Consider the following 14202-nt stretch of genomic DNA (forward strand, 5'->3'; position numbering starts at 1 on the left):
CAACTGTCAACTGTCAACTGCCAACTATCAACTGCCAACTGCCAACTGCCAACTGTCAACTGTCAACTGTCAACTAATTCTTGAAAACGCGATAAACGGCACAGAGGCGGCTGGGTTTAAATATTTTGGCTTGAAACATGAAATTGGGCGGGACGTTGACGATCGCAAAATCGATCGATTCGTGATACTTTTGAAATTCCGCAGGCATTCCCTTCGGCGTCTCGCTGCTGTAAGGGACTGGCTGAAAAAGTAACTCGGCAAATTCGATCCGCGAGCACTGCAATTGTCCGGCTACTTGTTGGAGAAAGCTGTCACTGGTTAGTGAACCGAACAGTGCAGCTTTAGCCTCCGGTTCGAGGACAAAACTGCTATCGTAGCTTTCAATAATCTTGAGACCCATTTTCTGTATACTCCTGACAGACGATCGGCGCATTCTGAATTTTACCCGACACCGACCGCTTTGAGGGCACTCATTCTCATCTTTTGGCATTCGGCAGAAGTAAGTAAAAATATCACAATCCCGAAATTTTGATAAATGACCCTGATTTATTTGCCGATCGCTATATCATGTCGGTATCGGAATCTATCAGACTACGACTAAAAGGCTATGCAGAAGATCGAAGACGCATCATACCCAGCTTTGAGAATTTCCCCAAACCAGCCGGATTGGCTAGAATTGGCAGAATACGCCTCTATTGCCGGTTCAGCGATTGGCACGATTGCTGCGGGATTGTCGGGCCAAATTCTCTACGCTGCCGCCCCGTTAACCGCAGCACTCTCGCTAAATCTCGCCAATCGCCAGCGTTTCGAGCAAAAAATGCAATACAAGGCAAATTCTGCGATCGCGGAGGTGCAGGCCGCAGTAGAAGGTCGATCGCAGCAAGTTCAGAGACTACCTGGAGAACTTGTCCAACTCGACACCACCGTCTCCGACTTGAAACAAAAACTCGGTATTTTGGAATCGGGCCCCATCGCCGACTTACAAGGTGCGGTAGCATCCCTCGAACGCCAAGCACAGGCACTTCCTGCCGATTCTCAGGAACTCTACACCATGCTGTCGGATTTGCAGCAAAAACTCCGCATTCTGGAAAATAGCGCCCTCAGAGAGCATGATTGGGAAAATGTCAATGTCCGATTTTTATTGCTGGACGAAAAGTTAACTGAGGTTAAAACTATTACAGCAGAGTTGCAGGAGCGATCGACTGAAGTAGACTTGAATGAAATCCAAGGTTCTCTGAAGCAATTGCAGGTTTTGCTCGATCGACCGACAATAGACACAGGGATGTTGCAAACCGAGATTCACCTTTTGCAGAACCAGGTTTCCAAGTTGCAGCGCCAAAATCAAGAAATTGTCAAGCCTTATTTGCAGCGTCTGACTCGCGCCGTCAAGAAACTATCAGAAAATTAGTCTTTCGTAGGGTGCGCACTGCGCACCTTACCAATTACCCATTACTAAATTTTTGCCAAGCTTGCCAGAAAACATAGAGCGATAATACTGCCAAGAGCGATCGAAAAGCTAAACTAATAGTGCGATCGGACAATCTCGGCAAAAACCGCGTGCTAATTTGCGCCCCTAACAAACCGCCCCCCCCCAGAATCAACCCCACAACCCACAAAACATTGCCGCGCGCCGCGTGTCCCGCCGTCGCCGAAATAGCAGTGATGACGATGACACCCAAACTCGTTTGAATTGCGGTTTTAATGCTTTCTCCTAACAGCAAGATTTGCAGAGGAACCATAATCACGCCGCCACCAACGCCGAACAAACCCGCTAATAAACCCGCCGCACTGCCAGTCGCAATTTTAGCAAAAGTTGGATTAAATAAAATATTTGAATTGTTTGGGAATTGGGAATTGGAAATTGAGCCTGATTCTTCCCCTTCCCCTTCCGCTTTCTTAGCTGTCAGGTGCTTGCGAACTTCAATCAAATAAATATTCAGCCACAACAACAACCCAAAAGAAACTAACAGCAAATAAGGCGGAAATATCCCCGCCAAATAAGCACCAATTTGTGCTGTGATGACGGCGGGAAATCCGATGCCTGCGACTTGACTCAAATTGAGGTAGCCCATGCGCCAATTCTGGATGCTGCCAGAAAGAGCCGTAATTACGATCGACAAACCGCTAGTAGCAACCGCTTGCACCGGAGCATAATTGAGAGCCACCAACAAAGGTACAAGCACCGTACCGCCGCCGATACCCAAAAAACCAGCTAGGATACCCGCAAACAGTCCGGCCGCACCCAGAATCAATAATTCGCTAACATTCATTATATCAAGTCCGGTTAATTGCTAATAAAACCTACGGGCATTGGGCAAACAGGTCATGGGGCATGGGGCATTGGGCATTGGCCAAACAGGTCATGGGGCATGGGGCATTGGGCATGGTCGGACAAAAGTATGATAACTATTCAACCGGACATGATATTAGTTAACAGTTAACTATTGAGAGTTAACAGTTAACAGTTAACTATTGAGAGTTAACAGTTAACTATTGAGAGTCATTAGTGGCGCCGTCAGGCATAATTGCCCGCCTCAAATCAGCATCACGGAAGTTAGTTCGATTGAGATTAGCATCAATCAAAACAGCTTCCACCAGAATAGCCCCGCTCAAATTAGACCAGTAAAGCTTAGCCCGGAACAAATTAGCACCGCTCAAGTTAGCTCCGCGCAGCGTTGACCAACTCATATTGGCAACTCTCAAATTAGCATTGCTCAGATTAGCTTCGGTGAGATTAGCTCCAACCATCGTGACTTGGCGCAAGTCTGCACCAGTCAGGTTGGCCCCACTCAGCATCGCCCCGCTGAGAATTGCCTGAGTCAGATTAGCTCTTTCTAAAAGCGACTCGCTGAGGATAGCATTTGTCAGGTTTACGGCTTTGAGAGTTGACCAACTTAAATTGGCCTTCATCAAATTAGTGCGAATCATGCTAGCTTCCGTTAAGTTAGCCGCAAACAAATTCGCTTCGGTAAAGTTGGCTTCTGTCAAATTTGCTTCCGTCAAATTTGCTTTAGTCATGTTGACTTCTCTCGCCATTGAGCCGCGCAGGTTTGCTCCCACCAAGTTAGCCCCGCTGAGATTGGCGCGGCTCAAATCGGTACCGATAAGATTTGCTTCGCTGAGGTTGGCTTCCGTCATGTCCACTCCTGCCAATTTCACCTCGCGCAAGTTCGCTCCCGTCAGGTTAGCGCCTTTGAGGTTGGCGTTTTGGAAATTCGATCGGGTAAAATTAGCCTCGCTGAGGTTGACCCCTTTTAAGTCGGCTCCCGCGAGGTTAATCTCTCGAAAAATTCTTTCTCCGGCCGCATATTGCCTCAGAATTCGATCGGCCTCCATGTCATTAGCCTCGCAATTTTTGTTTCAAACGTTAGAATGACGGGTTATACCACACACATCATCCCAGATAACCACGGTATTCACCCTGCACACTTTAGTATCAGTATAATTTTTGCCCTCTGCTGTCCCCACACTGCTGTGCGAATCTATTCTAGAGGGCCTCACAAATGTCAGCGATTCTGAGAGAATCAAAGATAGCGTAAAGATATCAACAGTCAGCAGTCAACAGCCAGCGACCACAAACAACTGACAACTGACAACTGAACCACAAACAACTGACAACTGACAAAGGAAATTTTAAAATGCCTGAAAATTTGAGAAGCCAAGCTGTGACTGGCGGTGTGCAGCGCGCGCCCAACCGAGCTATGCTGCGGGCCGTGGGTTTTGGCGACGGCGATTTCACTAAGCCCATTGTGGGGATTGCTAACGGGTACAGCACGATTACGCCCTGCAATATGGGATTGAACGAGCTCGCTTTGCGGGCTGTGGCCGGTGCGCGGGAAGCTGGCGCGATGCCGCAGATGTTCGGTACGATTACGATCAGCGACGGGATCTCGATGGGAACTGAAGGGATGAAATATTCTCTGGTGTCGAGAGATGTGATTGCTGATTCCATTGAAACGGTTTGTAACGGCCAAAGTATGGACGGTGTACTGGCTGTGGGCGGCTGCGATAAGAATATGCCGGGGGCGATGATTGCGATCGCCCGCATGAACATTCCTGCTATTTTTGTCTACGGTGGCACGATCAAACCGGGACACCACAACGGACGAGATTTAACCGTTGTCAGCGTTTTTGAAGCAGTCGGTCAATTCAGCGCGGGCAAAATTGACGAAGCAGAACTCACCGCAGTGGAACACAAAGCTTGTCCGGGCGCGGGTTCCTGTGGCGGAATGTACACAGCAAATACGATGTCCAGCGCTTTTGAAGCGATGGGCATGAGTTTGCCCTATTCTTCGACAATGGCTGCTGAGGATGCCGAAAAAGCTGACAGCGCTGAGGAATCTGCCAAAGTTTTGGTGGAAGCGATTCGGAAACAGTTGTTACCGAGCCAAATTTTGACACGAGCGGCCTTTGAAAATGCGATCGCGGTAATTATGGCGATCGGCGGTTCAACCAACGCTGTGCTGCATTTATTGGCGATTTCAAATGCGATCGGCGTTGAGTTGTGCCTCGACGATTTTGAAACAATTCGAGCCAAAGTGCCAGTCTTGTGCGACCTCAAACCAAGCGGCAAATACGTAGCCGTCGATTTGCACAAAGCCGGCGGCATTCCTCTAGTAATGAAAATGCTTTTGGAACGCGGTTTACTGCACGGAGACGCGCTGACAATTAGCGGCCAAACTATTACTGAAGTGTTAGCAGATATTCCAGCCGAACCGCGCGCCGATCAAGATGTCATCCGTCCTTGGAACAACCCGATGTACGCCCAAGGACATTTAGCAATTCTGAGGGGAAATTTGGCAACAGAAGGAGCCGTTGCTAAAATTACAGGTGTTAAAAAACCACAAATTACCGGCCCAGCGCGGGTATTTGAATCGGAAGAAAATTGTTTGGCTGCAATTTTGGCTGGCAAAATCAAAGCCGGAGATGTAATTGTCATCCGCTACGAAGGGCCAAAAGGCGGGCCGGGAATGCGCGAAATGTTAGCACCAACTTCGGCAATTATTGGCGCAGGTTTAGGCGATTCTGTGGCGTTAATTACTGATGGCCGTTTTTCTGGCGGAACCTACGGCATGGTGGTGGGTCACGTGGCACCAGAAGCGCAAGTTGGCGGCATAATTGCTCTCGTAAATGAGGACGATTCAATCACGATTGATGCTCCAAATAGGTTGTTGCAGCTCAATGTTGATGATGCAGAATTGGAGCGGCGACGGGCTCTTTGGCAGGCTCCTCAGCCTCGCTATACTAGGGGAGTTTTGGCTAAATACGCTAAGTTGGTTTCTTCTAGCAGTATTGGTGCTGTGACTGATTTGGGCTTGGGTTAAAGAAGGAAGACTTTTTTTAACCGCAGATAAACGCAGATGAACGCAGATGGTATTTCATCTGCGTACATCTGCGCTCATCCGCTGATATCTGCGGTTAAAAAATCCCAATCGAATTGGGGTATATAGCAATACGGTTTACTTAGTGCGATTCGTTTAGTCGAAATGAGTAGCAATACTCAAGGATGGCTAGTATGGCTCCCAAAGCCATAACAACTAAATACACATCTGGGTGCGGGTCATCCCAAGTCCCAGTCCGCAAGTGCAGCGGTAAAAGCATACCCCCTATGTTGCTGGGTAGCAACCAACAAGATAAAGCGGGGATAAAAGGCAGACTACTGGTAGCCGAAACTGGTAACTGTCGAGCAAGAGTTCATGTGTAGTGAAAACAAAGATGTGTCCGAACCATCGTTACCGTAGATGGTCTAACGGCTCAATCAAGAATAAACCCGTTGTGAAACACGGTAAAGACTGATTAAGACCAACCCAAAAGGGAAGGATAGGGCATAGGCGATTTGAGTATCGACCTATAAGCACCGCCCATAAACCCGGTGGATAGCATCACACTAAAAACTCAATCAATGTGTATTTGGAACGAAGTAACTCCCATATATTTCTGGAAAACAGGTCGATTACCCAGTAAGTAGCTAACGAATAATATATGAGAGAGGGATTGTGTCAGAAGCCAATGTTCTGTTGTAATGACAGAAATATGCAGACAGATACATGGTAACTTCAAGGATAGGAACTTTAGTAGCAATGAATAAGTCTAAAACGCGGGACAACCCGACGGTGGAATGGAATCAAATCAATTGGCGAAAAGCCGAAAGATTGACATTCAAGTTGCAAAAACGTATCTATCTAGCAAGTGAGCGTGATGATGTTAAGTATAAGCACTGTCACGACACAAAAACGGAAAATGACGGTTCTTAATCAAGAATCATTATAACATCCGTTTTGGATTGTATCCTTATCAAAGGATGAAGATATCAAGGAGCGGAATGAAGCGAAAGTTTCACGTTCCGTTCTGAAGGAGAGGTAGGGGTAGAAATGCCCCTATCGACTCTAACAGACAGATCTCCCTGGCACACCCCTTAAAAAGGGGGGGACAAGAATGCCCTCAAAGTCCCCCTTGCTTTCGGGGGATTTAGGGGGATCTCCGGGGCATAAATATGTTAAGTGAACCGTATTGGGGTATATAGCCTTTCTCAGAAAGATCAGGTACGCTTCGGGCATAGGGCATAGGGCATAGGGCATATGGCATACCTCACTTTTTTTGAGAACCGCTATAGGAGAGAGGACTGTAGTCGTGGTTTAAGTTATTAAATTTTCGTTCCTAAGAATGTCTTCAACCCGCTTGGAGTGGGTTTTGTCTGTGTAGCCGCGATTTCCAATCGCCGGATTTTCTAGTATTTGTTGCGAGTAAATACGTATTTTCTGACTTCTGGGAGAATGGGAATTCTGGGGGTTTTAGTCATGATGTATTTTAACCGCAGATGTTTGATGGATTAGCTGGCTGAGTTTTCTTGATTGAGAAGTTTGCGGCGCAAATCATCGAGGGGGGATTCTGGTTGGCTAGTTTGTGACTCGTTGTTTTCTGGTGTTTCTTCGACTTCTGGTTCGTCTGGGCAAAATTCTACAACTATTTGAACTCTAATTTTTCCTTTTTTCCAACCTTGACTACCAAACCTAAGAACTTCACCTTCTATGCCTTCACCAAATAGCACAGATTTTATCTCTTCTTGGATACTGGTCTGGTTTTTGAGATATGTTTGAAATTGGCCAATACTAATAATTGGATGTGCAAAATAAGAGTTAACTCCTAAATCTTTATTAAGACTTTTCCAGTCGTTTACAAGCCACAAAACTTCTTGGTAGTCTAATTTAATAAATTTTTCTTCATCGTCATTATTGCTCATGATTAAATCTCGTTTAACTTAAACGTTGTGTTGGGTTTCATTCTTCAACCTAACCTACTTATAATAATTATAGAGTATTGGCGTATTTTTGGGATAACCAGGCGAATTCTATTCGCCCGGTTTCCAATCGCCGGTTTCCAATCGCCGGATTTCCAATCACCTGGTTTCCAATCGCCGTAATTTCAATCGCCTTAATTTCAATTATTCACCATCCACCGCAACGCTCTTCTTTTCTCCAATTACAGGCAATAAATGCTCGTGTAACTTCATCGCTTGCAAACAACCATTAATCCCAGAAACCGCCCGATCGTACTCTTGGATTTTCTGCTCATTCTCAACTTGCAGCCGCAGATTCTTAGCAATCTTCTCCTCAGCTTCCTGTGCCAAAGTTTGCTCCAAATAATCGCGGGCTTGACTGTATTTCTGCAAAATATCATCAGCTTGCTTCTCCGCCATCGGTAACAAATGCTCTTTCAGAGTTTGATTCACAGTTTGGCGGAAAGTTTGCCGAATAGTTCTAGATACTTTCGGCTCGAAATCTAGCCTCAACAATTGCCGAATTGCCGGTTGCGCGTCTACCATGTTTTCACAGTCAAAACCTTGAGATGTTTGCTGCAATGTTTCCCGGAATTGGTAAATAGAAAACGTGCCTTCATCGTAAAAACGGGGACTTTCTCGCACGTAGCGATCGCACTCCACGCCCGCTGCATTCACCAAAGCACAAGAAACCCGCTGTGACAACTCCTCTAACTGCTGTTCAATTCCCCCATCGTTCCCCAACAACCGATAAAGCAATCGATAGTATTCCGACTTACGAACGCTGTCTTTCAAATACTGGAAATAATTATCAACCAGTGACTTAGTAGCCTCTACTAAAATATCTTCCAACTGATTCGCTAAATAATAAAGCGCTTCCACCAAAACCGCAATTAAAGGCGCTGTAGCATTGCGCGGATGAGTCATCAAAGTGCGTCCGTAAGCCGCCTCAACCGAAAAGCCATCTAACAATTCATCCAAGCGACGAATCATCCGAGATTGCAGTTGGCGAAAATCAATGTCAAAAATATCGCATCTGTTCATAATCATATTATTGACTTCGGCGGCGATATGTTCCCGAAATTCTTGTCCAACTTGCTGCAATTCTTGATTTAGCCGCAAAAGTTCCTGGGCTTTCATTGCTTCAATTTCGCGGGGCTGGCTGTCCAAATTCCGCTGGATTGTTTGGTACTGTTTCCGCAGTTGAATGCACAAATCCTCTAAATCGTCAGCGAGATTTTTGAACAGTTGCGGGCGCTTTTCTTCGGTGAGATAGCGCGTGATGGCTTTGCGAAAATCTTCGATACCGCTATCTTGAATTAATTGCTCGATTAACGGTTGACCTTGTTCCGCAAGAATCCGCACGTAGTTTTCATTTGGGGTTTCGTAGCTGTTAACTGAAATCCGAAATTTGCTGGGAGAAAGTTTGCCGGAATTCGCACAGTAGCGGTTAAATTCGCTGACAAATTGCGGAGTTTCTTCACTATTTTCTCTGTGATTAACCGCCTTCGTGTCTGCATCAACCCGATCGCGATTGGCGACAAATATGCTATCCAAACCAAAGCGATCGCGCCCCGTTGTCCCTTTTTTAATCAAACTCCCGTAAAATCCCAACAATCCGCTGGTTTTGTAGACTCTGGCGGTGTCGCGAAAGTCGGAATTAATCAGATTTTCTAAGCGCTGTCGCAGTTGCGTGTTGTACCAAGTTTCATCAATGCGGTTGAAAATGTAAAACAGCCGATCGCGAATTCCCGGATTTCCCCGTGTCTTTTCCATCAACTCGGTTTCTTCCGTCGTCATTTCCCCAGACGACGCAGCCTTCAAGACGCAGACAACCGCCGAAGTATCCGGGCTTTCAATCCGATCATAGGTCAATTCCGCATCCTGTTTGACCGGTGCATCAATTCCCGGCGTATCGATCATAATATTGCCATCTTGGAGCAGCGGATGATAACAGTAATATTCAACTCGCTTGAGTACAGCACTGTTGCTCCCGCGCCGCGCGTAACTTGCAGCTTCCTTGAGATTAGAAAAATTAAACTGTTCCATCGAATACGTGGCATTTTCGACAGTTTGGATGCGATCGCGATTAGCTTCAAATCCTTCTAAAAGCAGAGTCAAAGCCTTCGCTTGTTTGGCTTGCTCTGATTTATTTTCTCCGCCTTCCTTTTCAATAATTATCTTACATCCCTGAGATAATATTTTTACTACATCTGTTTGATTAATATCGATTTCAGTAGTTAAATTCAACTGTTCGCAAAGAGCATAAGCTTGCTGGCGAATCTCAACTTCACTCAAAAAAGTGAGAACTACGCGCTCTTTTTCAACCGATTCAGCGTAGGCGATATAACACTCAGTACCAGTGGCGTGTCCTTCAGCACTGTAGAGCAATTCACGCTCCAGCAAAGCATTGATCAGCATTGATTTTCCCGCACTGAAAGCACCCGCAAACACAATCTCAAATTGGGGAGAAGTTGCTTTTTTCAGAGAAGATTGTACCGCAGTGATATCTTGTTGTCGCAAAGACGATTCCTGACGCAGCAGTTGCAGTAAAGAGTCAACTTGCTCTTGCAGATTGTTGCATTGAGGCGGCATTTGAGTCATGGCGGCAGACTGCTCCTGATTGTGGGAAAATTAGCTTAGGGTTAATTGTCCGCTAGTTCAGGAATAATTGCAACAGTAATTTTACTTATTTTATCGAGGATTTCTCAACAGAATTAGTAAGCTGTTCTGCTTTTAAATTGCATATTCGGCGCGGGCTAGAAGCCCACCCCACAAAAGTGTGATTGATTTTTGACACACAATTTAAATGCGCAACAGCTTAGAAGGTGCGCAGTGCGCACCCTACAGAATTATACAGACAAATCTTGACGCGGTTTAAAAGTCTCAATCTGCCGCAATTTTTCGTACAATTCCCGTTCCTCTTCACTAATTTCCTTGGGAATTAACACCTGAATTTCTACTAGCTGATCTCCCCGATCGCCATTTCCAGTCGGATAGCCCTTATTCGCCAGCCGCAACCGCTTCCCAGACGTTACTCCCGGCGGTAGTTTCATCTTCACCAACCCGTCTAGAGTTGGCACTTCAATATCTCCCCCCAACACCGCTTCGCAGGGTGTCAGCAGCAATTCACAGCAAATATCTGACATTTCCAAGCTAAAAAATGGATGGGGAGAAACTGTGATTTTTAAGTACAAATCGCCGCCGCCAATACCTTGATTTCGCAGGCGAATTTGCTGGCCCGATACCATCGCCCCAGGCATATTTACCTCGATCCACCGCCCGTCATCCAAACGAATGCGCTCGGTACCGCCGGAATAAGCTCTTTCCAAAGGCAGAGTCAGCCTGGCCTCAATGTCTCTTCTGATTTCGCGATCGTCCATTTCCCGACTTTCTCGCCGCATTTCGCGATCGACTGTTTCTCGTCGCATTTCGCGATCGTCCAAATCCCTTCTATCTTCGCGAGAATTAGCAACATAACTCGTTTTTTTAGAACCGGTACTCCACGGTTCCGAAGTGGACACTCGCGGTGCATCATTTGCTGTCGCCATCCTCACTTCCCTGCGCCTTCCGAGCACTTGGTCGAGAAATTTATTGAAATCTGAGTAATCGCTAAAATCGATATCTTCCGCAGGCTTTTTGCGGCTAACTTTGTTGTTTCCCCAACTTGTAAAATTGGGAAGTTTTACGCCTTGTTTCCCTTGAAATCCCTTTTGTTTCCAGAATTTACTAAACTGGTCGTATTGAGCACGCTTTTCGATGTCTGAAAGAATATCGTAGGCTTCATTAATATCTTTAAACCTATCTTCTGAAGATTTGTCCCCCGGATTTACGTCAGGGTGCAACTGTCTCGCCAGTCGGCGATAGGCTTTTTTTATCTCATCAGCCTTAGCATCTCTGGGTACTCCCAGAATTTGATAGTAATTACGAAAGTTTTGCATAATTGGAGAAGGAAGAGGGAAGAAGGAAGAAGGAAGAAGGAAGAAGGAAGAAGGAAGAGGGAAGAAGGAAGAATTTTGGAGAAGGAAGAGGGAAGAAGGAAGAAGGAAGAGGGAAGAGGGAAGAATTAAAGAGGTTTTATTCGGCTTGAAGTTTATTGATAGTGCTGACAATTAGTCGTGTGACTTCATCCACTTCTTTAACAACAGGTGATATTTGCTCGTGTGTTCCTAACCCCACTTTTTCAGAAATCACTAAATGAGTATCCAGTTCTCGCAGTGAACCAAGAGCTATTTGTAAATATCGACTCTTTCCTGCTAACACGTCCATATCCCTCAGCAATATTAGCTGGTACTGATACAGATGCACGGCGAATTTGACTGGTAAGACCATATAGTTCAGATGGAGGAAAAGATTTGGTTAATTCGTAGCAAAGTTGACAAAGATAAATACCCCGCTGCCAAATGTATTGTTCTCTATGGGCTATAAAACATAATTTTCTCCTTGCTTATTATAGTGATCTCTATCGATTTCAAAGAAGTCTAGTGTAGTAGAGGATAGAGGAGAGAGGAGAGAAAAAAGAGGAGAGAGAAGAGAAAAAAGAAGTGTAGAAGAAGTTAGAAAAAAGCCATCACATATTGTGTGCGGAAAATCTGCTTCTTCCTTCCTTCCTTCTTACTTCTTCCTTCTTCCTTCTTCCCTCTTCCTTCTTCCTTCTTCCTTCTCCAAAAATCTTCCTTCTTCCTTCAATTACAGCCAATCGTCGTCATCATCCCAGTCGTCGCTTTGGTTTTGATAGGGGCGAGTCGGGCGATTAGTGCTGGTTCTACGATCGGGTGTACGATCGTAGGATCGATCGCGATCTGGCATCCGATCGCGATCGTAGGGGCGATCGGGAATTGGATCGACAGTCGATCGCCTGTACGGCTTAGCATTCGTATAATAGCTGCTGTCATCACTGCGTCGCTTCGTACCATCGCCCGTAAAAGTCCGCTTCACAGACTCAAAGAAATCATCATCATCGTCATCCTCAGCAAAAGCTGAAACTTCGCGGTTCAAATCGTAAAGAGCATCTTGCAAATCCGAACCAACTTGGTCAACTCCCCGCTCGTCGTTGCGTTCCAAACTGTCTCGCAATTCCCGAATTAACGTTTCAATGCGCTGGCGGCTTCTTTGAGCAAACTGCATTCCGCGATCGAGTGCAACTTCCCGCAATTGTCGCTCAGCTTGATAGGCCAAAGCCTCAGCACGATTGCGTTTTTCCACCCTTTCCCGCTGCAACTTATCAGCTTGAGCAAACTGTTCCGCATCGCGAATCATTTGATTCACTTCCTGCTGACTCAGCGTCGAAGCACCTTGCACAGTAATGCTTTGTTCCCTGCCGGTAGTTTTGTCTAAAGCAGTCACCAACAGCATCCCGTTAGCATCAATATCAAAAGCAACTTGTACCTGGGGAATCCCTCGCGGTGCCGGCGGAATTCCAGTTAGTTTAAACCTTCCCAAAGACTTATTATCTCTACCTAATTCCCGTTCCCCTTGGATGATGTGAACTTCTACCACAGTTTGGTTGTTTTCAGCAGTCGAAAAAATGTCCGATCGCCTAACGGGAATAGTAGTATTGCGAGGAATCAGTTTTTTCATCACCCCGCCGATAGTTTCCAAGCCCAGGGACAGCGGCGTCACATCCAACAGCAGCACATCGCGGACATCCCCGCCCAAAATTCCCGCCTGAATTGCAGCACCCACGGCCACAACCTCATCGGGATTCACATTTTGATTCGGTTCGCGATCGATCAAACTGCGAACAATTTCCTGCACCAAAGGAATCCGAGTCGAACCGCCAACCAACACAATTTCATCAATCCGAGAAGGACTCAAATTTGCATCAGCCAAAGCTTGTTTCACCGGCCGCCGCAGCCGCTGCACCAAATCGGTGCACAGCCCCTCAAATTGACCGCGAGTTAGTCGCGTTTCCAAATGCAAAGGCCCATCTTCATTAGCATCAATAAACGGCAAATTAATTTCAGTAACACCAACTCCCGAAAGCTCAATTTTAGCTTTCTCAGATGCTTCGATCAAGCGCTGCAAAGCTTGGCGGTTTTTGCGTAAATCCACCCCTTCTTTTTCTAAAAATTGTTCAGCCAACCAATCAACAATTTTCTGGTCAAAATCATTGCCACCCAATTGAGTATCGCCGCTAGTTGCTTTGACTTCAAATACTCCATCTCCAACATCTAAGATAGATACATCAAAAGTACCGCCGCCCAAATCAAAAACTAAAATAGTTTGACTTTCTCGCCTTTCCAAACCGTAAGCCAAAGAAGCCGCAGTCGGTTCATTTAAAATCCGCTTCACATCAAGTCCGGCAATTCTGCCAGCATCCCGCGTCGCCTGTCGCTGCGAGTCGTTGAAATAAGCGGGAACAGTGATTACAGCCCCCGTGACTTCTTGTCCGAGATAGCGGCTAGCTTCATCGGCCAATTTCCGCAACACCATCGCCGAAATTTCCTCTGGGGCGAAATCTTTTTTCAGGCGAGGGCATTTAATTTTGATGTTCCCATTCTCCTCGCGGCGAGTTGTGTAAGGGACGCGCTTTGCTTCTGGAGTCAGTTCGGTATATTTGCGCCCGATGTACCGTTTGACGGCGTAAAAGGTGTTTTGGGGGTTAAGAACATTTTGGCGTCTGGCCATTTGTCCGACAAGGCGTTCTCCTTCCTTGGTGAAAGCAACCACCGAGGGAGTTGTCCGCATCCCTTCTGCGTTGGCAATCACAACCGGTTTGCCGCCTTCCATGACAGCTACTACTGAGTTTGTCGTTCCGAGGTCAATGCCAACTACTTTTCCCATACGTCCGTTGTCTCCTGTGGCGTTGTGTGTAGCTTTTTAAATATAAGCGTTAAGTTCGATCGCATTTATTGTACCTTGTCGAGCCACGGGGCTGCGGGGGGTTCTCTCACTCGTGGCTGAAACGGTTCGTAGTGCGGACT

Annotated in this window: 12 protein-coding genes and 1 pseudogene; 4 read left to right on the forward strand and 9 right to left on the reverse strand. The window is 46.3% G+C overall.

Translation table 11 applies throughout. The annotated features are described in order from the left end of the window. Positions 1 to 73 precede the first annotated feature (73 nt). Positions 74 to 400, reverse strand: a complete 327-nt coding sequence (locus QUB52_RS13860) for a hypothetical protein (RefSeq protein ID WP_265233545.1) — start codon at positions 398 to 400, stop codon at positions 74 to 76. Between the two features lie 207 nt (positions 401 to 607). On the opposite strand from QUB52_RS13860, the gene QUB52_RS13865 reads away from it, so the two are divergent. Next, complete coding sequence (locus QUB52_RS13865; RefSeq protein WP_332973496.1) at positions 608 to 1408, forward strand: hypothetical protein; 801 nt, start codon at positions 608 to 610, stop codon at positions 1406 to 1408. Positions 1409 to 1442: 34 nt separating this feature from the next. Here QUB52_RS13865 and QUB52_RS13870 read toward each other — a convergent pair whose 3' ends face one another. Both QUB52_RS13870 and QUB52_RS13875 read right to left on the reverse strand, forming a co-directional pair. Continuing rightward, a complete protein-coding gene (locus QUB52_RS13870; protein WP_265233543.1) occupies positions 1443 to 2270 on the reverse strand; it encodes a sulfite exporter TauE/SafE family protein in 828 nt (275 codons plus the stop codon). 220 nt (positions 2271 to 2490) lie between these two features. Next, positions 2491 to 3336: a pentapeptide repeat-containing protein gene (locus QUB52_RS13875; protein ID WP_265233542.1), complete on the reverse strand. Its 846-nt coding sequence runs from the start codon at positions 3334 to 3336 to the stop codon at positions 2491 to 2493. 302 nt (positions 3337 to 3638) lie between these two features. Between QUB52_RS13875 and ilvD the strand changes: the two genes are divergently transcribed. Then, entirely contained in the window at positions 3639 to 5324 is a 1686-nt protein-coding gene (gene ilvD / locus QUB52_RS13880) for a dihydroxy-acid dehydratase (RefSeq protein ID WP_332973497.1), read from the forward strand. 756 nt (positions 5325 to 6080) lie between these two features. Further along, complete coding sequence (locus QUB52_RS13885) at positions 6081 to 6254, forward strand: reverse transcriptase N-terminal domain-containing protein (RefSeq protein ID WP_332973498.1); 174 nt, start codon at positions 6081 to 6083, stop codon at positions 6252 to 6254. A gap of 575 nt (positions 6255 to 6829) precedes the next feature. Here the strand turns inward: QUB52_RS13885 and QUB52_RS13890 are convergent. The 3 genes from QUB52_RS13890 to QUB52_RS13900 form a co-directional block, all read right to left on the reverse strand. Further along, the gene (locus tag QUB52_RS13890; protein ID WP_332973500.1) at positions 6830 to 7240 is read right to left on the reverse strand and encodes a KGK domain-containing protein; all 411 of its coding nucleotides are present in this window, start codon (positions 7238 to 7240) and stop codon (positions 6830 to 6832) included. A 201-nt stretch (positions 7241 to 7441) separates the two neighbouring features. After that, positions 7442 to 9880 carry a dynamin family protein gene (locus QUB52_RS13895; protein WP_332973502.1) on the reverse strand — a complete coding sequence of 813 codons (2439 nt, stop codon included), beginning with the start codon at positions 9878 to 9880 and terminating at the stop codon, positions 7442 to 7444. A gap of 248 nt (positions 9881 to 10128) precedes the next feature. Then, on the reverse strand, positions 10129 to 11217 hold the full coding sequence (locus QUB52_RS13900) for a J domain-containing protein (RefSeq protein ID WP_332973503.1): 1089 nt from the start codon (positions 11215 to 11217) through the stop codon (positions 10129 to 10131). Positions 11218 to 11219: 2 nt separating this feature from the next. On the opposite strand from QUB52_RS13900, the gene QUB52_RS13905 reads away from it, so the two are divergent. Continuing rightward, complete coding sequence (locus QUB52_RS13905; RefSeq protein ID WP_442923371.1) at positions 11220 to 11366, forward strand: hypothetical protein; 147 nt, start codon at positions 11220 to 11222, stop codon at positions 11364 to 11366. On the opposite strand, the pseudogene QUB52_RS13915 reads toward QUB52_RS13905, so the two are convergent. The 3 genes and pseudogenes from QUB52_RS13915 to dnaK all read right to left on the reverse strand — a co-directional run bounded on the left by QUB52_RS13915 (position 11354) and on the right by dnaK (position 14062). Beyond that, a pseudogene (locus QUB52_RS13915) lies at positions 11354 to 11702 on the reverse strand (four helix bundle protein). The gene QUB52_RS13905 and the pseudogene QUB52_RS13915 overlap by 13 nt on opposite strands. Before the next feature lie 144 nt (positions 11703 to 11846). Next, positions 11847 to 11975: a hypothetical protein gene (locus QUB52_RS13920; protein ID WP_265233537.1), complete on the reverse strand. Its 129-nt coding sequence runs from the start codon at positions 11973 to 11975 to the stop codon at positions 11847 to 11849. Beyond that, positions 11966 to 14062: a molecular chaperone DnaK gene (gene dnaK / locus QUB52_RS13925; RefSeq protein WP_265233536.1), complete on the reverse strand. Its 2097-nt coding sequence runs from the start codon at positions 14060 to 14062 to the stop codon at positions 11966 to 11968. Before dnaK ends, QUB52_RS13920 begins: the two co-directional genes overlap by 10 nt. Between the last annotated feature and the right edge of the window lie 140 nt (positions 14063 to 14202).

The organism is Microcoleus sp. A6-C6, assembly GCF_036705955.1.
Classification (GTDB): Bacteria; Cyanobacteriota; Cyanobacteriia; order Cyanobacteriales; family Microcoleaceae; genus Microcoleus.

Excerpts from the sequence above, each read along its gene's own strand:
- QUB52_RS13875 (WP_265233542.1), bottom strand. The coding sequence starts at position 3,336 with ATGGAGGCCGATCGAATTCTGAGGCAATATGCGGCCGGAGAAAGAATT.
- QUB52_RS13860 (WP_265233545.1), bottom strand. The coding sequence starts at position 400 with ATGGGTCTCAAGATTATTGAAAGCTACGATAGCAGTTTTGTCCTCGAA.
- QUB52_RS13890 (WP_332973500.1), bottom strand. The coding sequence starts at position 7,240 with ATGAGCAATAATGACGATGAAGAAAAATTTATTAAATTAGACTACCAA.
- QUB52_RS13870 (WP_265233543.1), bottom strand. The coding sequence starts at position 2,270 with ATGAATGTTAGCGAATTATTGATTCTGGGTGCGGCCGGACTGTTTGCG.
- ilvD (WP_332973497.1), top strand. The coding sequence starts at position 3,639 with ATGCCTGAAAATTTGAGAAGCCAAGCTGTGACTGGCGGTGTGCAGCGC.
- QUB52_RS13865 (WP_332973496.1), top strand. The coding sequence starts at position 608 with ATGCAGAAGATCGAAGACGCATCATACCCAGCTTTGAGAATTTCCCCA.
- QUB52_RS13895 (WP_332973502.1), bottom strand. The coding sequence starts at position 9,880 with ATGACTCAAATGCCGCCTCAATGCAACAATCTGCAAGAGCAAGTTGAC.
- QUB52_RS13885 (WP_332973498.1), top strand. The coding sequence starts at position 6,081 with ATGAATAAGTCTAAAACGCGGGACAACCCGACGGTGGAATGGAATCAA.
- dnaK (WP_265233536.1), bottom strand. The coding sequence starts at position 14,062 with ATGGGAAAAGTAGTTGGCATTGACCTCGGAACGACAAACTCAGTAGTA.
- QUB52_RS13900 (WP_332973503.1), bottom strand. The coding sequence starts at position 11,217 with ATGCAAAACTTTCGTAATTACTATCAAATTCTGGGAGTACCCAGAGAT.